18 protein-coding genes are annotated in these 18,783 nt (G+C 52.5%); 17 read left to right on the forward strand and 1 reads right to left on the reverse strand.

Annotated features, from left to right (window positions below; all coding sequences use genetic code 11):
- Positions 1 to 2 precede the first annotated feature (2 nt).
- Positions 3 to 995, reverse strand: a complete 993-nt coding sequence (gene asnA, locus ABLV07_RS24345) for an aspartate--ammonia ligase (RefSeq protein WP_032712991.1) — start codon at positions 993 to 995, stop codon at positions 3 to 5.
- 152 nt (positions 996 to 1,147) lie between these two features.
- On the opposite strand from asnA, the gene asnC reads away from it, so the two are divergent.
- From asnC to pstS, 17 genes are all read left to right on the forward strand, one after another.
- Positions 1,148 to 1,606, forward strand: coding sequence for a transcriptional regulator AsnC (gene asnC / locus ABLV07_RS24350; RefSeq protein WP_015368998.1), 459 nt, complete (start codon positions 1,148 to 1,150; stop codon positions 1,604 to 1,606).
- Between the two features lie 98 nt (positions 1,607 to 1,704).
- Positions 1,705 to 2,145 carry an FMN-binding protein MioC gene (gene mioC / locus ABLV07_RS24355; RefSeq protein ID WP_015368999.1) on the forward strand — a complete coding sequence of 147 codons (441 nt, stop codon included), beginning with the start codon at positions 1,705 to 1,707 and terminating at the stop codon, positions 2,143 to 2,145.
- A 383-nt stretch (positions 2,146 to 2,528) separates the two neighbouring features.
- Positions 2,529 to 4,418, forward strand: coding sequence for a tRNA uridine-5-carboxymethylaminomethyl(34) synthesis enzyme MnmG (mnmG, locus tag ABLV07_RS24360; RefSeq protein ID WP_032712993.1), 1,890 nt, complete (start codon positions 2,529 to 2,531; stop codon positions 4,416 to 4,418).
- Between the two features lie 113 nt (positions 4,419 to 4,531).
- Entirely contained in the window at positions 4,532 to 5,155 is a 624-nt protein-coding gene (rsmG, locus tag ABLV07_RS24365; RefSeq protein WP_032712994.1) for a 16S rRNA (guanine(527)-N(7))-methyltransferase RsmG, read from the forward strand.
- A 616-nt stretch (positions 5,156 to 5,771) separates the two neighbouring features.
- Complete coding sequence (atpI, locus tag ABLV07_RS24370; protein ID WP_015703918.1) at positions 5,772 to 6,152, forward strand: F0F1 ATP synthase subunit I; 381 nt, start codon at positions 5,772 to 5,774, stop codon at positions 6,150 to 6,152.
- Positions 6,153 to 6,160: 8 nt separating this feature from the next.
- The gene (gene atpB, locus ABLV07_RS24375; RefSeq protein WP_015369004.1) at positions 6,161 to 6,976 is read left to right on the forward strand and encodes a F0F1 ATP synthase subunit A; all 816 of its coding nucleotides are present in this window, start codon (positions 6,161 to 6,163) and stop codon (positions 6,974 to 6,976) included.
- 48 nt (positions 6,977 to 7,024) lie between these two features.
- Positions 7,025 to 7,264: a F0F1 ATP synthase subunit C gene (gene atpE / locus ABLV07_RS24380; protein WP_000429386.1), complete on the forward strand. Its 240-nt coding sequence runs from the start codon at positions 7,025 to 7,027 to the stop codon at positions 7,262 to 7,264.
- 54 nt (positions 7,265 to 7,318) lie between these two features.
- Entirely contained in the window at positions 7,319 to 7,789 is a 471-nt protein-coding gene (gene atpF, locus ABLV07_RS24385; protein WP_004107293.1) for a F0F1 ATP synthase subunit B, read from the forward strand.
- A 14-nt stretch (positions 7,790 to 7,803) separates the two neighbouring features.
- Positions 7,804 to 8,337 (forward strand): F0F1 ATP synthase subunit delta, encoded by a 534-nt coding sequence (atpH, locus tag ABLV07_RS24390; protein WP_015369005.1) that lies wholly within the window; start codon positions 7,804 to 7,806, stop codon positions 8,335 to 8,337.
- Between the two features lie 12 nt (positions 8,338 to 8,349).
- A complete protein-coding gene (atpA, locus tag ABLV07_RS24395) occupies positions 8,350 to 9,891 on the forward strand; it encodes a F0F1 ATP synthase subunit alpha (protein ID WP_015369006.1) in 1,542 nt (513 codons plus the stop codon).
- A 50-nt stretch (positions 9,892 to 9,941) separates the two neighbouring features.
- Complete coding sequence (gene atpG / locus ABLV07_RS24400) at positions 9,942 to 10,805, forward strand: F0F1 ATP synthase subunit gamma (RefSeq protein ID WP_015369007.1); 864 nt, start codon at positions 9,942 to 9,944, stop codon at positions 10,803 to 10,805.
- Positions 10,806 to 10,831: 26 nt separating this feature from the next.
- Positions 10,832 to 12,214 (forward strand): F0F1 ATP synthase subunit beta, encoded by a 1,383-nt coding sequence (atpD, locus tag ABLV07_RS24405; protein WP_015369008.1) that lies wholly within the window; start codon positions 10,832 to 10,834, stop codon positions 12,212 to 12,214.
- Between the two features lie 20 nt (positions 12,215 to 12,234).
- A complete protein-coding gene (locus ABLV07_RS24410) occupies positions 12,235 to 12,654 on the forward strand; it encodes a F0F1 ATP synthase subunit epsilon (protein ID WP_015703917.1) in 420 nt (139 codons plus the stop codon).
- Positions 12,655 to 13,357: 703 nt separating this feature from the next.
- A complete protein-coding gene (gene glmU, locus ABLV07_RS24415; protein WP_015369010.1) occupies positions 13,358 to 14,728 on the forward strand; it encodes a bifunctional UDP-N-acetylglucosamine diphosphorylase/glucosamine-1-phosphate N-acetyltransferase GlmU in 1,371 nt (456 codons plus the stop codon).
- A 185-nt stretch (positions 14,729 to 14,913) separates the two neighbouring features.
- Positions 14,914 to 16,743 carry a glutamine--fructose-6-phosphate transaminase (isomerizing) gene (gene glmS / locus ABLV07_RS24420; protein WP_032712995.1) on the forward strand — a complete coding sequence of 610 codons (1,830 nt, stop codon included), beginning with the start codon at positions 14,914 to 14,916 and terminating at the stop codon, positions 16,741 to 16,743.
- Between the two features lie 168 nt (positions 16,744 to 16,911).
- Positions 16,912 to 17,490 (forward strand): hypothetical protein, encoded by a 579-nt coding sequence (locus ABLV07_RS24425; protein WP_032712996.1) that lies wholly within the window; start codon positions 16,912 to 16,914, stop codon positions 17,488 to 17,490.
- Between the two features lie 226 nt (positions 17,491 to 17,716).
- Positions 17,717 to 18,757, forward strand: a complete 1,041-nt coding sequence (pstS, locus tag ABLV07_RS24430) for a phosphate ABC transporter substrate-binding protein PstS (RefSeq protein WP_032712997.1) — start codon at positions 17,717 to 17,719, stop codon at positions 18,755 to 18,757.
- Positions 18,758 to 18,783: the final 26 nt, after the last annotated feature.

The raw sequence follows: 18,783 nt of genomic DNA on the forward strand, positions 1-18,783 counted from the left end.
CTTTACAACAGAGCGGCGACGCTTTCACGCACCTGCGTGGGCCATACGCCGCACTGTACTTGGCCGATATGGTCAAGCTGCAGCAACAGCATGGTTAAACGAGACTGGCCAATACCGCCGCCAATGGTCTGCGGCATTTCGCCGCGCAGCAGCGCCTGGTGCCATTCAAGCTGCAGACGGTCTTCATCGCCGGTCACCGCCAACTGGCGCTTCAGCGCCTCGGCGTCAACACGGATCCCCATAGAGGAAAGCTCAAAAGCGTCTTCCAGCACCGGGTTCCACACCAGGATATCGCCGTTCAGGCCGGCAAAACCCTCCGCTGATGGCGAGCTCCAGTCATCATAATCCGGCGCGCGAACATCGTGGCGCTTGCCGTCAGACAGTTTACCGCCGATACCGATTAAGAAAACGGCGCCAAGCTCTTTAGCTATCGCCCGCTCGCGGCCTTTGGCATCCAGATCCGGATAACGGCTCAGCAACTCCTGACTGTGAATAAAGTGGATCTGTTCCGGCAGGAATGGCGTCAGACCAAATTCCTGACTTACCGCCAGCTCGGTGGCTTTGATCCCGGCGTAGATCGCCTCAACCGTCGCTTTCAACGTGCCAGTATGGCGTTCGCCGTCGCCCATGACGCGTTCCCAGTCCCACTGGTCAACGTAAACGGAGTGAATTGGGGTGAGGCGGTCTTCATCGGGGCGAAGGGCCTTCATGTGCGTGTACAGCCCTTCGCCCGCGCTGAAGTCGTGTTGTCCCAGGGTTTGACGCTTCCACTTCGCCAGTGAATGAACCACTTCGAATTGGGCGTCTGGCAGTGTTTTCACTTTTACCTGAACCGCTTTCTCGCAGCCGGACAAGTTGTCCTGCGTCCCATCTCCTACGCGGCTTAAGATCGGCGCCTGCACTTCAATCAGGCCAAGCTTCTCTTCCAGCTGACGGGAAAAATGGGATTTAACGAAACTAATCTGGCGTTGTTTTGCGATGTATGCGGTTTTCATTTTTTATTACTCCTGCGTCCTGTTGATATTGATTAAGCAACAGAAATGGCACTGAATTCAATAATCAATCAATAAAAAGACGCCTTGAGTTTTGATTCATTAAATTAAAAAGCTAAAATAGAAAGAATCATCAAACATCATAAGAAAAAACAATGGAAAATTATCAGATCGACAATCTGGACCGCGGCATTCTTGATGCCCTAATGGCGAATGCGCGCACCGCTTACGCCGAACTGGCCAAACAGTTCGGCGTGAGTCCAGGTACGATTCACGTACGCGTAGAGAAAATGAAACAGGCGGGCATTATTACCGGCGCGCGAATTGACGTTAGCCCGAAACAGCTCGGTTATGACGTCGGCTGTTTTATCGGCATCATTCTTAAGAGCGCTAAAGACTATCCTTCCGCCCTCGCCCGGCTGGAGAGCCTGGAAGAGGTGACAGAGGCTTACTACACCACCGGCCACTACAGCATCTTTATTAAGGTGATGTGTAAATCTATCGATGCCCTGCAGCAGGTACTTATCAACAAGATCCAAACAATCGATGAAATTCAGTCCACTGAAACCCTGATCGTGCTGCAAAACCCGATCATGCGTACTATCAAGCCCTGATCGTTTTTTTTAATCCCACATTTTTCCACAGGTAGATCCCAGCTCGCTCACAGCGTACAATACGCCACTCAGAATAGTTGAGCGAGCGATCGGCGATCATGGCAGACATTACACTTATCAGCGGCAGCACCCTGGGCAGTGCGGAATATGTAGCAGAACATCTGGCAGAAAAGCTGGAAGAAGCGGGCTACAGCACTGATATCCAGCACGGTCCGCTGGTTGACGATCTGCAGGCTGAAGGGATCTGGTTAGTTATCTCTTCTACCCATGGCGCCGGCGATATTCCGGACAACCTGGTCCCCTTTTATGAAGCGTTGCTGGAGAAGCAGGCCGATCTTTCTGCCGTTCGCTTTGGCGCGGTGGGTATCGGTAGCCGCGAATATGACACTTTTTGCGGCGCAATCGACAAACTCGAAGCGGCATTAAAGGCCAACGGGGCAAAACAGATCGGTGAAACGCTGAAAATTAATGTCCTCGAACACGAGATTCCTGAAGATCCGGCCGAGGTTTGGGTGGGATCCTGGAAAGATTTACTCTGAGTTTTGTAAAGATCCGCAGCTTCTTCTGTGGATAACCCTGCTCAAAAGCTTGGATCAACCGGTAGTTATCCAAAGAATAACCGGAGTATGCTTTTTGAGCTGTGCATAACCCTTCATTCTGATCCCAGCTTATACGGAACAGGATCACCGATCATTCACAGATTGTGATCCTTCTTAAGCGTTTGATCTTAAACAGTGGATCCGACTTATCCACAAAGAGAGTCGATCCTAATAAGAGATCACAATAGAACAGATCTCTAAATAAAAGATCTTCTTTTTAATACTCAGGATCCCGGCCCCTTTCTCGAAAGAGCAAAGTTGAGTAGAATCCACGGCCCGGGCTTTAATCCATTTTCAAACCGCGTTATGCGAGGCAGATCACCATGTTTTATCAGGATCCTTTTGACGTCATCATCATTGGCGGGGGTCATGCAGGCACTGAGGCCGCGATGGCAGCAGCGCGAATGGGCCAACAAACCCTGCTTTTGACACACAATATCGACACGCTGGGGCAGATGAGCTGCAACCCGGCGATTGGCGGCATTGGGAAGGGACACCTGGTAAAAGAAGTGGACGCGCTCGGTGGTCTGATGGCGAAAGCGATCGATCAGGCAGGTATTCAGTTTAGGATACTAAACGGTAGCAAAGGCCCAGCTGTTCGTGCGACCCGCGCCCAGGCCGACCGCGTGCTGTATCGCCAGGCGGTACGCACCGCGCTGGAGAACCAGCCGAACCTGATGATCTTCCAGCAGGCGGTAGAAGATCTGATTGTCGAAAACGATCGTGTCGTCGGCGCGGTGACCCAAATGGGCCTCAAGTTCCGCGCTAAGTCGGTGGTACTAACCGTCGGCACCTTCCTGGATGGCAAAATCCACATTGGGCTGGACAACTACAGCGGCGGTCGCGCTGGCGATCCGCCGTCGATCCCGCTGTCTCGCCGTCTGCGTGAACTGCCGCTGCGCGTAAGCCGCCTGAAAACCGGTACTCCGCCGCGTATTGACGCACGCACCATCGATTTTAGCGTGCTAGCGCAACAGCACGGCGATAACCCGATGCCGGTCTTCTCGTTTATGGGTTCCGTGGATCAACATCCGCGCCAGGTACCGTGCTATATCACGCACACCAACGAGAAAACCCATGATGTGATCCGCAGCAACCTCGATCGCAGCCCCATGTACGCCGGGGTGATTGAAGGTATCGGCCCACGTTACTGCCCGTCGATCGAAGACAAGGTCATGCGCTTTGCCGATCGCAACCAGCATCAGATCTTCCTTGAACCGGAAGGGCTGACTTCAAACGAAATTTATCCAAACGGTATCTCCACCAGCCTGCCGTTTGATGTGCAAATGCAAATCGTCCGTTCAATGCAGGGGATGGAAAACGCGAAGATCGTTCGCCCTGGCTATGCCATTGAGTACGATTTCTTTGACCCGCGTGACCTGAAGCCGACGCTGGAGAGCAAATACATTCAGGGTCTGTTCTTCGCCGGCCAGATTAACGGCACTACCGGTTATGAAGAAGCCGCCGCACAGGGTTTGCTTGCCGGTCTTAATGCCGCCCGCTTCTCAGCGGAAAAAGAGGGTTGGGCGCCGCGTCGCGATCAGGCCTACCTTGGCGTGCTGGTGGACGATCTGTGCACACTTGGCACCAAAGAACCGTACCGCATGTTTACCTCCCGTGCGGAATATCGCTTGATGCTGCGTGAAGACAACGCCGATCTGCGCCTGACCGAACAGGGGCGTGAGCTGGGGCTGGTGGACGATGAGCGCTGGGCGCGTTTCAACGAGAAACTGGAAAGCATTGAGCGTGAACGCCAACGCCTGAAAACCAGCTGGGTCAACCCGCTGGCGGAAAGCGCTGCCGAAGTGAACGCTCACCTGACCGCGCCGCTATCGCGTGAAGCCAGCGGCGAAGATCTGCTGCGTCGTCCGGAAATGACCTACGAACAGCTGGTTCAGCTTTCTCCGTTCGCGCCGGGCCTGCAGGATCAACAGGCGGCAGAGCAGGTTGAGATTCAGGTTAAGTACGAAGGCTATATCGCTCGTCAGCAGGACGAAATCGAAAAGCAGCAGCGCAACGAGAATACTTTGCTGCCGGCAACGCTCGATTACCGTCAGGTATCCGGCCTGTCCAACGAGGTTATTGCCAAGCTGAACGACCATAAACCGTCATCGATCGGCCAGGCATCGCGTATTTCCGGGATTACCCCGGCGGCAATTTCTATTTTGCTGGTGTGGCTGAAAAAGCAGGGGATGCTGCGCCGCAGCGCCTGATAATCGTCAGAGCGCGTTAATTTGGCGGATGCAAAATCAGCGTTCGCCTTTATAATTCACAGCCCGGTAAGCGTTAGCGCCTCCGGGCTCATTATTTTTAGAAGGTACTCACAGTGCTCAACAAACTTTCTCGTCTGCTGGATGAAGCGGGTATTTCGCTCACCGATCACCAGAAAAACCAGCTGGTGGCGTATGTCGGGCTGCTGGATAAGTGGAACAAAGCCTATAACCTGACCTCTGTTCGCGATCCTAACGAGATGCTGGTTCGCCATATCCTCGATAGCATTATCGTTGCGCCATATCTACAGGGCTCCCGCTTTATCGATGTGGGAACCGGCCCGGGCCTGCCGGGTATTCCGCTGGCTATCGTGCGCCCGGAATCTCATTTCACATTACTGGATAGCCTTGGCAAGCGTGTGCGCTTCCTGCGCCAGGTCCAGCATGAGCTAAAACTGGATAACATCACCCCCGTGCAGAGCCGTGTGGAAGCGTTTCCCGCCGAGCCGCCGTTTGATGGCGTCATTAGCCGCGCTTTTGCTTCGCTGAACGACATGGTGAGCTGGTGCCACCACCTGCCGGCGGCAGAGGGGCATTTCTACGCGTTGAAAGGGCAGGCGCAGGAAAGTGAAATGGCAGACCTGCCAGAAGGTTACCAGGTTTGCGACGTGATTAAACTGCATGTACCCCAGTTGGAAGGGGAGAGACATTTGGTGGTCATTAAGCCAAACGCCTTATAATTTTTATCAAAAAATGTGGAAAAAATGTGGCCTGCGCATGTTACAAAAATCAAAGTTACCTGCGGGTATTATCTGGCCACTTTTAACCTTGTTTTTACTATGGCTTTTCTAGTGTTTAACTTTAGCGTGGTGGTTTACTGGCAGAATAGTCAACTTTGAAAATATCAGGGTGCTAAAAATCGATGAACTGTCAGTTCATATTGATGTTAAATTTTTATTATAAATGTCAATAAAAGGTTTTTATTGTATGTGGGGTTGTTTTACAAAAAGACCTCACTTTTTATCTTGAATATCAAAAAGATGAAAACTTACTGATTCTGTACAGATTTAATTCGATTGCGCCGAAAATGTTTATTATGTGATCTGATGCACGCTTTAATGGCCGCGTTTTCTCATTATTTGCACTTCTGGTTGATCCCTCACTGATTGACGAAATGCATGAAAAATTGCCGCTCAGAAAATAATTAAACATTTATTCACTATTTTGCTACTTAATGTTTGAAATCACGTGTTGTCACCGTATAATTTGTCCGCTTTTTGACGCTTGACTCTTGGTCTTAAAGAACGTTTTATACGACACGCGGCATACCTCGAAGGGAGCAGGAGTAAAAACGTGATGTCTATGTCGCTCGTGAGTCGAAACGTTGCTCGAAAGCTTCTGTTTATTCAGTTACTGGCAGTAATAGCAAGTGGACTGCTGTTCAGCCTCAAAGACCCCTTCTGGGGCATCTCCGCCATATGCGGAGGTTTGGCAGTTGTTTTGCCAAACGCGTTGTTTATGATTTTTGCCTGGCGCCATCAGGCGCATACACCAGCACAAGGCCGAGTGGCCTGGACCTTCGCCTTCGGTGAAGCATTCAAGGTGTTGCTGACCTTCGCCCTACTGGCGATGGCGCTGGCGGTTTTTGAAGTGGTATTTTTGCCGCTGATAGTGACGTGGGTTTTGGTGCTGGTGGTACAAATTCTGGCTCCAGCTGTAATTAACAACAAAGGGTAAAAGGCATCATGGCTTCAGAAAATATGACGCCGCAGGATTACATAGGACACCATCTGAATAACCTTCAGTTGGACCTACGTACATTCTCGCTGGTGGATCCGCACAACCCCCCAGCCACCTTCTGGACGCTCAATATTGACTCCATGTTTTTCTCGGTGGTTCTCGGTCTGCTGTTCCTTGCCATGTTCCGTAGCGTTGCTAAGAGAGCGACCAGCGGCGTACCAGGGAAATTCCAAACCTTCATCGAAATGATCATCGGCTTCGTCCATGGCAGCGTCAAAGACATGTACCATGGCAAGAGCAAGGTCATCGCGCCGCTGGCGCTTACCGTGTTCGTCTGGGTATTCCTGATGAACCTGATGGACCTGCTGCCAATCGACCTGATTCCTTATATCGGCGAACACATTTTCGGCCTGCCTGCACTGCGCGTGGTTCCGTCTGCTGACGTGAACATCACCCTGTCAATGGCGCTTGGCGTGTTCATCCTGATTATTTTCTACAGCATCAAAATGAAAGGCGTTGGTGGGTTCGTTAAAGAACTGACCATGCAGCCGTTCAATCACTGGGCGTTCATTCCTGTCAACTTAATCCTTGAAGGGGTAAGCCTGCTGTCCAAACCGGTTTCTCTCGGTCTGCGACTGTTCGGCAACATGTATGCCGGTGAGCTGATTTTCATTCTGATTGCTGGTCTGTTGCCGTGGTGGTCACAGTGGATTCTGAATGTGCCTTGGGCCATTTTCCACATCCTGATTATTACGCTGCAAGCCTTCATCTTCATGGTTCTGACGATTGTCTATCTGTCGATGGCATCCGAAGAGCATTGATTTTTACCAACACTACTACGTTTTAACTGAAACAAACTGGAGACTGTCATGGAAAACCTGAATATGGATCTGCTGTACATGGCTGCCGCTGTGATGATGGGTCTGGCGGCAATCGGTGCTGCGATCGGTATCGGCATCCTCGGGGGTAAATTCCTGGAAGGCGCAGCGCGTCAACCGGATCTGATTCCTCTGCTGCGTACTCAGTTCTTTATCGTTATGGGTCTGGTGGATGCTATCCCGATGATCGCTGTAGGTCTGGGTCTGTACGTGATGTTTGCTGTCGCGTAGTAAGTTGTTCGAAAGAAACCTAAGCCACAGAGTTAATTTAAGAGGTATTGTGCTGTGAACATGAACGCAACAATCCTCGGCCAGGCCATCGCGTTTGTTATCTTCGTATGGTTCTGCATGAAGTACGTATGGCCGCCGTTAATGGCTGCCATCGAAAAGCGCCAGAAAGAAATTTCTGACGGTTTAGCTTCTGCAGAACGCGCTAAGAAAGATTTGGACCTTGCACAGGCCAACGCGACCGACCAGCTGAAAAAAGCGAAAGCGGAAGCCCAGGTAATCATCGAGCAAGCGAACAAGCGTCGCTCTCAGATTCTGGACGAAGCTAAAGCTGAAGCAGAACAGGAACGCACCAAAATCGTCGCACAGGCGCAGGCTGAAATCGATGCCGAACGTAAACGTGCTCGCGAAGAACTGCGTAAGCAGGTTGCTATCCTGGCTGTTGCTGGCGCCGAGAAGATCATCGAACGTTCCGTGGATGAAGCTGCTAACAGCGACATCGTGGATAAACTTGTCGCTGAACTGTAAGGAGGGAGGGGCTGATGTCTGAATTTGTAACGGTAGCTCGCCCCTACGCCAAAGCAGCTTTTGACTTTGCCGTCGAACACAAAAGTGTTGAGCGCTGGCAGGATATGCTGGCGTTTGCCGCTGAAGTGACTAAAAACGAACAAATGGCAGAGCTTCTCTCCGGTGCCCTGGCGCCGGAAACGCTCTCAGATGCGTTTATCGCTATCTGCGGCGAGCAACTCGACGAAAATGGTCAGAACCTGATTCGGGTGATGGCTGAAAATGGTCGTCTGAAGGTGCTCCCGGATGTTCTTGAGCAGTTCATTCACCTGCGTGCGGCCAGCGAGGCCATCGCAGAGGTAGATGTTATTTCTGCCAACCAACTGAGTGAAGAACAGCTTGCGAAGATCTCCGGCGCGATGGAAAAGCGTCTGTCACGCAAAGTTAAGCTGAATTGCAAAATCGATAAGTCTGTTATGGCAGGAGTTATCATCCGCTCGGGTGATATGGTCATTGATGGTAGCGTACGCGGCCGTCTTGATCGCCTGGCAGACGTCTTGCAGTCTTAAGGGGACTGGAGCATGCAACTGAATTCCACCGAAATCAGCGAACTGATCAAGCAGCGCATTGCTCAGTTCAATGTTGTGAGTGAAGCTCACAACGAAGGTACTATTGTTTCTGTAAGTGACGGTGTTATCCGCATCCACGGCCTGGCCGATTGTATGCAGGGTGAAATGATCTCCCTGCCGGGTAACCGTTACGCTATCGCACTGAACCTGGAGCGCGACTCCGTTGGTGCGGTTGTGATGGGTCCGTATGCTGACCTCGCCGAAGGCATGAAGGTTAAGTGTACTGGCCGTATTCTGGAAGTTCCGGTCGGTCGTGGTCTGTTAGGCCGCGTGGTGAACACCCTGGGTGCGCCAATTGACGGTAAAGGTCCTGTTGAGCACGATGGTTTCTCGCCAATCGAAGTTATCGCTCCGGGCGTTATCGATCGTCAATCCGTAGACCAGCCGGTACAGACCGGTTACAAATCTGTTGATGCCATGATTCCAATCGGCCGTGGCCAGCGTGAGCTGATCATCGGTGACCGTCAGACCGGTAAAACCGCGATGGCAATCGATGCGATCATCAACCAGCGTGATTCCGGCATCAAATGCGTATACGTCGCTATCGGCCAGAAAGCGTCCACCATCTCTAACGTGGTGCGTAAACTGGAAGAGCACGGCGCGCTGTCCAACACTATCGTTGTTGTGGCGACCGCTTCTGAATCTGCTGCGCTGCAATACCTGGCGCCGTATGCCGGTTGCGCAATGGGCGAATACTTCCGCGACCGCGGTGAAGATGCGCTGATCGTTTACGATGACCTGTCTAAACAGGCTGTTGCTTACCGTCAGGTTTCCCTGCTGCTCCGTCGTCCGCCAGGACGTGAAGCATTCCCGGGCGACGTGTTCTACCTCCACTCCCGTCTGCTGGAGCGCGCATCCCGCGTTAACGCGGAATACGTTGAGAAGTTCACCAATGGTGAAGTTAAAGGTAAAACCGGCTCCCTGACTGCGCTGCCGATTATCGAGACGCAAGCGGGTGACGTTTCCGCATTCGTTCCGACCAACGTAATTTCCATTACCGATGGTCAGATCTTCCTGGAAACCAACCTGTTCAACTCCGGTATTCGTCCGGCGGTTAACCCGGGTATCTCCGTATCCCGTGTTGGTGGTGCTGCTCAGACCAAGATCATCAAGAAACTGTCCGGTGGTATCCGTACCGCGCTGGCGCAGTATCGTGAACTGGCTGCGTTCTCTCAGTTCGCATCCGATCTGGACGAAGCGACTCGTAAGCAGCTGAGCCACGGTCAGAAAGTGACCGAACTGCTGAAACAGAAACAGTATGCCCCTATGTCTGTAGCACAGCAGGGCCTGGTACTGTTCGCTGCTGAACGCGGTTACCTCGAAGATGTGGAACTGGCGAAAATCGGTAGCTTCGAAGCCGCTCTGCTGGCTTACGTTGACCGTGACCACGCTCCGCTGATGCAAGAGATTAACCAGACCGGTGGCTATAACGACGAGATCGAAGGCAAGCTGAAAGGCATCCTCGACTCCTTCAAAGCAACCCAGTCCTGGTAAAGTCTGGCGGCTTGCCTTAGGGCAGGCCGCAAGGCATTGAGGAGAAGCTCATGGCCGGCGCAAAAGAGATACGTAGTAAGATCGCAAGCGTCCAGAACACGCAAAAGATCACCAAAGCGATGGAGATGGTCGCCGCCTCCAAAATGCGTAAAACGCAGGATCGCATGGCGGCCAGCCGTCCATATGCAGATACTATGCGCAAAGTGATTGGTCACCTTGCGAACGGTAATCTGGAATATAAGCACCCATACCTGGAAGAACGCGACGTTAAACGCGTGGGCTACCTGGTGGTGTCGACCGACCGTGGTCTGTGCGGTGGCTTGAACATTAACCTGTTCAAAAAACTGCTGGCGGATATGAAAGCATGGTCCGATAAAGGCGTTCAGTGCGACCTCGCAATGATCGGCTCTAAAGGCGTGTCTTTCTTTAACTCCGTGGGCGGCAATATTGTGGCCCAGGTGACCGGTATGGGTGATAACCCGTCCCTGTCCGAACTGATCGGCCCGGTAAAAGTGATGTTGCAGGCCTACGATGAAGGCCGTCTGGACAAGCTTTACGTTGTCAGCAACAAATTTATTAACACCATGTCTCAGGCTCCGACCATCACTCAGCTGCTGCCGTTACCGGCTTCAGAAGATGATGATCTGAAACGTAAGTCCTGGGATTACCTGTATGAGCCCGATCCGAAAGCGCTGCTGGATACCCTCCTGCGTCGTTATGTGGAGTCTCAGGTTTATCAGGGCGTGGTAGAAAACCTGGCCAGCGAGCAGGCCGCCCGTATGGTGGCGATGAAAGCCGCGACCGATAATGGCGGCAGCCTGATTAAAGAGCTGCAGTTGGTATACAACAAAGCTCGTCAGGCCAGCATTACTCAGGAACTCACCGAGATCGTCTCGGGGGCCGCCGCGGTTTAACCAGGTTATTTCGTAGAGGATTTAAGATGGCTACTGGAAAGATTGTCCAGGTAATCGGCGCCGTGGTCGACGTCGAGTTCCCTCAGGATGCCGTACCACGCGTGTACGATGCCCTTGAGGTACAGAATGGTAATGAGAGCCTGGTGCTGGAAGTTCAGCAGCAGCTCGGCGGTGGCGTAGTTCGTGCTATCGCCATGGGTTCTTCCGACGGTCTGCGTCGTGGTCTGGAAGTTAAAGACCTCGAGCACCCGATCGAAGTCCCGGTAGGTAAAGCGACTCTGGGCCGTATCATGAACGTCCTGGGTCAGCCGATCGACATGAAAGGCGACATCGGCGAAGAAGAACGTTGGGCTATCCACCGCGCGGCGCCTTCCTATGAAGAGCTGTCCAGCTCTCAGGAACTGCTGGAAACCGGCATCAAAGTTATCGACTTGATGTGTCCGTTCGCTAAGGGCGGTAAAGTTGGTCTGTTCGGTGGTGCGGGTGTAGGTAAAACCGTAAACATGATGGAGCTGATCCGTAACATCGCGATCGAGCACTCCGGTTACTCCGTGTTTGCGGGCGTTGGTGAGCGTACTCGTGAGGGTAACGACTTCTACCACGAAATGACCGATTCCAACGTTCTGGATAAAGTATCCCTGGTTTACGGCCAGATGAACGAGCCGCCGGGAAACCGTCTGCGCGTTGCGCTGACCGGCCTGACCATGGCTGAGAAATTCCGTGACGAAGGTCGTGACGTTCTGCTGTTCGTCGATAACATCTATCGTTACACCCTGGCCGGTACTGAAGTATCTGCACTGCTGGGCCGTATGCCTTCAGCGGTAGGTTATCAGCCGACTCTGGCGGAAGAGATGGGCGTTCTGCAGGAACGTATCACCTCCACCAAAACCGGTTCTATCACCTCCGTTCAGGCGGTATACGTACCTGCGGATGACTTGACTGACCCATCCCCAGCAACCACCTTTGCGCACCTTGACGCAACCGTGGTACTGAGCCGTCAGATCGCGTCTCTGGGTATCTACCCGGCCGTTGACCCGCTGGATTCCACCAGCCGTCAGCTGGATCCGCTGGTTGTTGGTCAGGAACACTACGACACCGCGCGTGGCGTACAGTCCCTGCTGCAGCGTTATCAGGAACTGAAAGACATCATCGCCATCCTGGGTATGGATGAACTGTCTGAAGAAGATAAACTGGTGGTAGCTCGCGCTCGTAAGATCCAGCGCTTCCTGTCCCAGCCGTTCTTCGTAGCTGAAGTATTTACCGGTTCCCCGGGCAAATACGTTTCGCTGAAAGACACCATCCGTGGCTTTAAAGGCATCATGGAAGGCGAATACGATCACCTGCCGGAGCAGGCGTTCTACATGGTCGGTTCCATCGAAGAAGCCGTGGAAAAAGCCAAAAAACTTTAACGCCTTAATCGGAGGGTGATATGGCAATGACTTACCACCTGGATGTCGTCAGCGCAGAGAAACAGATGTTCTCTGGCCTGGTCGAGAAAATCCAGGTAACGGGTAGCGAAGGTGAGCTGGGTATTTTCCCGGGTCACGCGCCGCTGCTCACCGCCATTAAGCCTGGTATGATTCGCATCGTTAAACAGTTCGGTCACGAAGAGTTTATCTATCTGTCCGGCGGCATTCTTGAAGTGCAACCGGGCAACGTGATCGTTCTGGCCGATACGGCAATTCGTGGTCAGGATCTCGACGAAGCGCGAGCCCTGGAAGCGAAACGTAAAGCGGAAGAGCACATCAAGAGCTCTCACGGCGACGTGGATTACGCTCAGGCGTCCGCGGAACTGGCCAAAGCGATCGCTAAACTGCGCGTTATCGAATTGACCAAAAAAGCGATGTAACACCGGCTTGAAAGCTAAAAGCCAGTCTGGAAACAGACTGGCTTTTTTTATGCTTAATACGACAGCGGTGACGTCGGACAAAACACACTCCCCCTTAATTGTTATTGATTAGTTAAATGATGAAGCGTAGACTGATTTTTGTGATGCAAATCACAAAAAACACTGTCAAACCGCACCTGCAATCTGGAAATCATCATGAAACTGTTCCACAAAATCATCGCCAAATTTAGCGCCCTGAGCTTCTGATCGCCGCGCTACCGTCCTGCTTTCACGCACTATCGCTCATCAAAACGACAACACATGCGATGTGAAACAACGGAAAAGAGGTCACCCGAGAGTGGCCTCTTTGCTTTTTATGCCTCTCTTTAACCACTTTCCAGCCCAAACTCATTGACCTTTCCCGCCCGGGACAGGCTAAAATTCTGTCAGGTTATAAACTTACGGTTTATCAGCGACAACGGTAAACACTGCTTTATTCAGGTGACAAAAAAACAGCAAAAGCAGTGAGATAGAAGGCCATTCCCCTCACTATCATCGTTTTTCAGCGTTAAACTGTTTTACGATGGTTAAAAATAGCGCCCTAAAATGGTGTATAGCATTGAGCCTGGACGTTTTCTCCGCGTCTCGTTTCATGATGAAAAATATGTAGCAATTTCAACGTGAAAGGCTTTTACTTTTCGTTCTAACAGCTGTCAGGATGCGTATGTCAAACAGTGCGATGAGCGTGGTTATCCTTGCCGCAGGCAAAGGGACCCGCATGTATTCCGATCTTCCTAAGGTGCTGCATACTCTGGCCGGGAAGCCAATGGTGCAACACGTCATTGATGCGGCTAAAGATTTAGGCGCTGCCGCGGTACACCTGGTGTACGGCCACGGCGGCGATCTGCTGCGTCAAACGTTGCATGAAGATAACCTCAACTGGGTGCTGCAAGCAGAGCAGCTCGGTACCGGCCATGCGATGCAGCAGGCGGCGCCGTTCTTCAATGATGATGAAGATATCTTGATGCTCTATGGCGATGTGCCGCTGATTTCGGTTGAAACCCTACAGCGCCTGCGCGCCGCAAAACCGCAGGGCGGTATTGGCCTGTTGACGGTGAAGCTGGATGATCCAACCGGTTATGGACGTATCACGCGTGAAAATGGCCAGGTGACAGGTATCGTTGAGCATAAAGACGCCAGCGAAGCTCAGCGCCAGATTCAGGAAATCAATACCGGGATTCTGGTTGCTAACGGCGCGGACCTGAAACGCTGGCTGGCGAAGCTCACCAACAATAACGCCCAGGGCGAATACTACATCACCGATATTATCGCGATGGCCCATCAGGAAGGTCATGAGATCGTTGCGGTGCATCCTCAGCGCCTGAGCGAAGTTGAAGGGGTGAACAATCGCCTGCAACTTGCGCGTCTGGAAAGAGTGTATCAGTCAGAGCAGGCGGAAAAACTGCTGTTGGCGGGCGTGATGCTGCGCGATCCGGCGCGTTTCGATCTGCGCGGCGTGCTGAAACACGGGCGCGATGTCGAAATTGATACTAACGTTATTCTGCAAGGTCATGTCGTGCTGGGCGATCGCGTGAAGATCGGCGCCGGCTGCGTCATCAAAGACAGCGTCATCGGTGATGACTGCGAAATCAGCCCGTATAGCGTGGTTGAAGATGCGCAGCTGCAGGCCGCCTGCACCATCGGCCCGTTTGCGCGTCTGCGTCCGGGGGCTGAGCTGCTGGAAGGCGCTCACGTCGGCAACTTTGTCGAAATGAAGAAAGCGCGTCTGGGCAAAGGTTCGAAGGCAGGTCATCTCTCCTACCTCGGTGATGCTGAAATTGGCGACAACGTTAATATCGGCGCGGGTACTATCACCTGTAACTATGATGGAGCAAATAAGCATAAAACGATCATCGGCGATGATGTGTTTGTCGGTTCTGATACGCAACTGGTCGCGCCGGTCAGCGTCGGTAATGGCGTGACAATTGCCGCGGGCACCACCGTCACGCGTAATATAGCTGACAACGAACTGGTGCTAAGTCGCGTGCCGCAGGTCCACAAACAGGGCTGGCAGCGACCGGTGAAGAAAAAGTAGTGATTAGATTGTCGCCGGGTGAGAGATCGCCCGGCAAACCAGGATGAGAGGATCAATATAGGTCCCCGTCCGCAGGCAGTACCATAAAAATAACCCCACTCTCTACAAGGCTCGGGGCGCCCGTAAAGGGCAAATACAGGTCAGCGACAACGCATGGCATATCGCCATTATCAGGAAATTTAACTATGTGTGGAATTGTTGGCGCAGTCGCGCAGCGTGATATTGCTGAAATCCTTCTCGAAGGTTTACGTCGTCTGGAATACCGTGGCTATGACTCTGCCGGTCTGGCAGTGGTCGATAACGAAGGTCATATGACCCGCGTTCGTCGTCTCGGTAAAGTTCAGATGCTGGCTCAGGCGGTAGAAGAGCAACCGTTACACGGCGGTACCGGGATTGCCCATACCCGCTGGGCGACGCACGGCGAGCCGTCTGAGAGCAATGCGCATCCGCATGTTTCTGAACATATTGCTGTGGTCCATAACGGGATCATCGAGAACCATGAGCCGCTGCGCGCCCTGCTGCAGTCTCGCGGCTATGTCTTTGTCTCTGAGACCGATACCGAAGTTATCGCGCACCTGGTGCACTGGGAGCTGGAACAGGGCGGCACCTTGCGTGAAGCCGTACTGCGCGCAATCCCGCAGCTGCGCGGCGCCTATGGTACGGTGATCATGGATACCCGCGATCCGGGGACGCTGCTGGCGGCACGCTCAGGCAGCCCGCTGGTCATTGGCCTGGGCATGGGCGAAAACTTTATCGCTTCTGACCAGCTGGCGCTGCTGCCGGTGACCCGCCGCTTTATCTTCCTCGAAGAGGGCGATATTGCCGAAGTTACCCGTCGTACGGTGGTGATTTTCGATAAATCCGGCGCGGAAGTGAATCGCCAGGAGATCGAATCTAATCTGCAGTATGACGCCGGTGATAAGGGGATTTATCGCCACTATATGCAGAAAGAGATTTACGAGCAGCCGAACGCGATTAAGAACACCCTGACCGGGCGCATCAGCCATGGCGAGGTCGATCTCAGCGAACTGGGGCCGAATGCCAACGCGCTGCTGTCGCAGGTTGAGCATATCCAGATTGTTGCCTGCGGAACCTCGTATAACTCCGGGATGGTCTCCCGTTACTGGTTCGAAGCGTTAGCCGGCGTGCCGTGCGATGTCGAGATTGCTTCGGAATTCCGCTACCGCAAATCCGCGGTGCGCCGCAACAGCCTGATGATCACCCTCTCCCAGTCCGGTGAGACGGCGGATACCCTGGCGGCGCTGCGCCTCTCTAAAGAGCTCGGCTATCTGGGTTCGTTGGCCATCTGCAACGTTCCGGGCTCTTCGCTGGTGCGCGAGTCTGACCTGGCGTTGATGACCAAAGCCGGTACCGAAATCGGCGTGGCATCGACCAAAGCCTTTACCACTCAGCTGACCGTGCTGTTGATGCTGGTGGCGAAGCTGGCGCGTCTCAAGGGCCAGGATGCGGCTATCGAGCAGGATATCGTGCATGGCCTGCAGGCGCTGCCGAACCGTATCGAGCAGATGCTGTCGCAGGATAAGCGCATCGAACAGCTGGCGGAGCGTTTCTCCGATAAGCATCACGCGCTGTTCCTTGGCCGCGGCGATCAGTACCCGATCGCGCTGGAAGGGGCGCTGAAGCTGAAAGAGATCTCCTACATTCATGCTGAAGCTTATGCGGCGGGCGAGCTGAAACACGGCCCGCTGGCGCTGATTGATGCCGAAATGCCGGTCATCGTTGTGGCGCCGAACAACGAACTGTTGGAAAAACTGAAATCCAATATTGAAGAAGTTCGCGCCCGCGGCGGTGAACTGTACGTCTTCGCCGATGGAGACGCCGGTTTCAGCGGCAGCGACAACATGCACATCATCGAGATGCCGCATGTCGAAGAGATGATTGCGCCGATCTTCTACACCGTGCCGCTGCAGCTGCTGGCTTATCACGTTGCGCTGATCAAAGGCACCGACGTTGACCAGCCGCGTAACCTGGCGAAATCGGTGACCGTAGAGTAATCAGGCTGTACGGACCGACACTCTTGTGAGTGACGCTATAATCCGGTATTTCTGCAAAGGGATGCCGGATTTTTTTATCAGCTATCAACGGTTGATTGTGTGTTTGCGGATAGCGTTACCGCCATTGCTTATAAAAACCAATGAAATTTACTCAGTGGCGCTTCTAAAATGAAAAACTTATGTGGTAATAATTTCTTAGCGCTTCTCAAGCATGGTGTGGAAATCGATCAACTTATCAAGCGAAGAGATAGAGATGAGATCGCGCAGCATACAACAACAGATATGATGAGTTTGTCTCATGGGCAACGCTTATCACCTTCTCCGCTAGTTCCTGCTTGTATTTATTTGATATTAATTGTTATTTTTTCAGTTAATGCGGCTTTTATATTGCAGAGTCTCCAACTTACTCCGCCCCGTTTTCTGGCTTTCTACTTTCCGCTGCTATTAGGGGTTATTGTTATAACCAGCTTAGCTGCAGGGTTAGTAGGTCGAGGTCATGCTGTTGGATTACGTATTTTTATGTACCTATATCTCGCCAATTTGTTTATTTTTTGTCTAGTCCTGGCGCTTGCCGTCATCGCAGATGAAGCTATTGCTGCCAATAAGGTCATTCTTTTTATGTGTGAGATAGCCGTACTCTGGTTAGGCCGTAGATTGATGAATGGAACGGCTTTTACACTGTTTACGCTTTATCGCCGTACGATCAGGCTTGCTATGGTTGCCCAACATCTCAACGTTGCCAGATGATTTTACGCTATCCATAATCATGTAATAAAAGCCAAATCTTCCTGTCATATGACCAAAAGATAAAATCGTAATCCATTGATATAATTTATTTTATTTTGGCTTGTCTTACATTGCCCTGGTATGTCATAAAACTGTCATAATTCGTACATTTTACTGTCACCTGTTTGTCCTATTTTGCTCACCATAGCTTCGAAACAACGGTTTACGAATCCCAGCAGGAGACATTATGAACGTTATGCGTACCACCGTCGCAACAGTTGTCGCCGCGACCTTATCGATGAGCGCTTTCTCTGCTTTCGCAGCAGCAAGCCTGACTGGCGCAGGTGCAACTTTCCCTGCTCCGGTGTATGCCAAATGGGCTGATACCTATCAGAAAGAAACGGGCAATAAAGTTAACTACCAGGGTATCGGTTCCTCTGGCGGCGTTAAACAGATTATTGCCAACACCGTGGATTTCGGTGCTTCTGATGCTCCTCTGGCTGATGACAAACTGGCGCAGGAAGGCCTGTTCCAGTTCCCGACCGTTATCGGCGGCGTGGTGCTGGCGGTTAACCTGCCGGGCGTTAAATCCGGCGAGCTGGTGCTCGATGGTAAAACCCTCGGCGACATCTATCTGGGCAAAATCAAAAAATGGGATGACGAAGCGATCGCTAAACTCAACCCTGGCCTGAAGCTGCCGGCTCAGAACATCGCCGTGGTTCGCCGCGCGGATGGTTCCGGTACTTCCTTCGTCTTCACCAGCTATCTGGCGAAAGTGAACGAAGAGTGGAAATCTAAAATTGGCTCAGGCTCTACCGTAAACTGGCCAACCGGCCTGGGCGGTAAAGGCAACGACGGGATCGCAGCCTTCGTTCAGCGTCTGCCGGGCGCTATCGGCTACGTCGAGTATGCTTACGCTAAGCAGAATAACCTGGCCTACACCAAACTGCTGTCCGCTGACGGCAAACCGGTCAGCCCGACGGAAGATAACTTCGCTAATGCGGCGAAAGGTATCGACTGGAGCAAGTCCTTCGCTCAGGACCTGACTAACCAGAAAGGTGAAAATGCATGGCCGATCACCTCAACCACTTTCATCCTCGTCCACAAGGCCTCCAATAAGCCGGAGAATACCGCGGAAGTGCTGAAGTTCTTCGACTGGGCATATAAAAACGGCGGCAAAGAAGCGAATGCGCTGGATTACGCCAGCCTGCCGGACAGCGTGGTTGAGCAGGTTCGCGCCGCATGGAAAACCAACGTGAAAGACAGCAGCGGTAAAGCGCTGTACTAATACCCGCGGAATGTCGAGCTGCCGGC

Source organism: Klebsiella sp. CN_Kp097, from assembly GCF_040064495.1.
Classification (GTDB): domain Bacteria; phylum Pseudomonadota; class Gammaproteobacteria; order Enterobacterales; family Enterobacteriaceae; genus Klebsiella; species Klebsiella aerogenes.

What these genes read in the sequence shown, in the direction of transcription:
- asnC (WP_015368998.1), top strand. Translation starts at nt 1,148, where the DNA reads ATGGAAAATTATCAGATCGACAATCTGGACCGCGGCATTCTTGATGCC.
- atpI (WP_015703918.1), top strand. Translation starts at nt 5,772, where the DNA reads ATGTCTATGTCGCTCGTGAGTCGAAACGTTGCTCGAAAGCTTCTGTTT.
- pstS (WP_032712997.1), top strand. Translation starts at nt 17,717, where the DNA reads ATGAACGTTATGCGTACCACCGTCGCAACAGTTGTCGCCGCGACCTTA.
- atpH (WP_015369005.1), top strand. Translation starts at nt 7,804, where the DNA reads ATGTCTGAATTTGTAACGGTAGCTCGCCCCTACGCCAAAGCAGCTTTT.
- mioC (WP_015368999.1), top strand. Translation starts at nt 1,705, where the DNA reads ATGGCAGACATTACACTTATCAGCGGCAGCACCCTGGGCAGTGCGGAA.
- asnA (WP_032712991.1), bottom strand. Translation starts at nt 995, where the DNA reads ATGAAAACCGCATACATCGCAAAACAACGCCAGATTAGTTTCGTTAAA.
- atpA (WP_015369006.1), top strand. Translation starts at nt 8,350, where the DNA reads ATGCAACTGAATTCCACCGAAATCAGCGAACTGATCAAGCAGCGCATT.
- ABLV07_RS24410 (WP_015703917.1), top strand. Translation starts at nt 12,235, where the DNA reads ATGGCAATGACTTACCACCTGGATGTCGTCAGCGCAGAGAAACAGATG.
- glmS (WP_032712995.1), top strand. Translation starts at nt 14,914, where the DNA reads ATGTGTGGAATTGTTGGCGCAGTCGCGCAGCGTGATATTGCTGAAATC.
- atpD (WP_015369008.1), top strand. Translation starts at nt 10,832, where the DNA reads ATGGCTACTGGAAAGATTGTCCAGGTAATCGGCGCCGTGGTCGACGTC.
- atpG (WP_015369007.1), top strand. Translation starts at nt 9,942, where the DNA reads ATGGCCGGCGCAAAAGAGATACGTAGTAAGATCGCAAGCGTCCAGAAC.
- atpE (WP_000429386.1), top strand. Translation starts at nt 7,025, where the DNA reads ATGGAAAACCTGAATATGGATCTGCTGTACATGGCTGCCGCTGTGATG.
- ABLV07_RS24425 (WP_032712996.1), top strand. Translation starts at nt 16,912, where the DNA reads ATGAAAAACTTATGTGGTAATAATTTCTTAGCGCTTCTCAAGCATGGT.
- atpB (WP_015369004.1), top strand. Translation starts at nt 6,161, where the DNA reads ATGGCTTCAGAAAATATGACGCCGCAGGATTACATAGGACACCATCTG.
- glmU (WP_015369010.1), top strand. Translation starts at nt 13,358, where the DNA reads ATGTCAAACAGTGCGATGAGCGTGGTTATCCTTGCCGCAGGCAAAGGG.
- mnmG (WP_032712993.1), top strand. Translation starts at nt 2,529, where the DNA reads ATGTTTTATCAGGATCCTTTTGACGTCATCATCATTGGCGGGGGTCAT.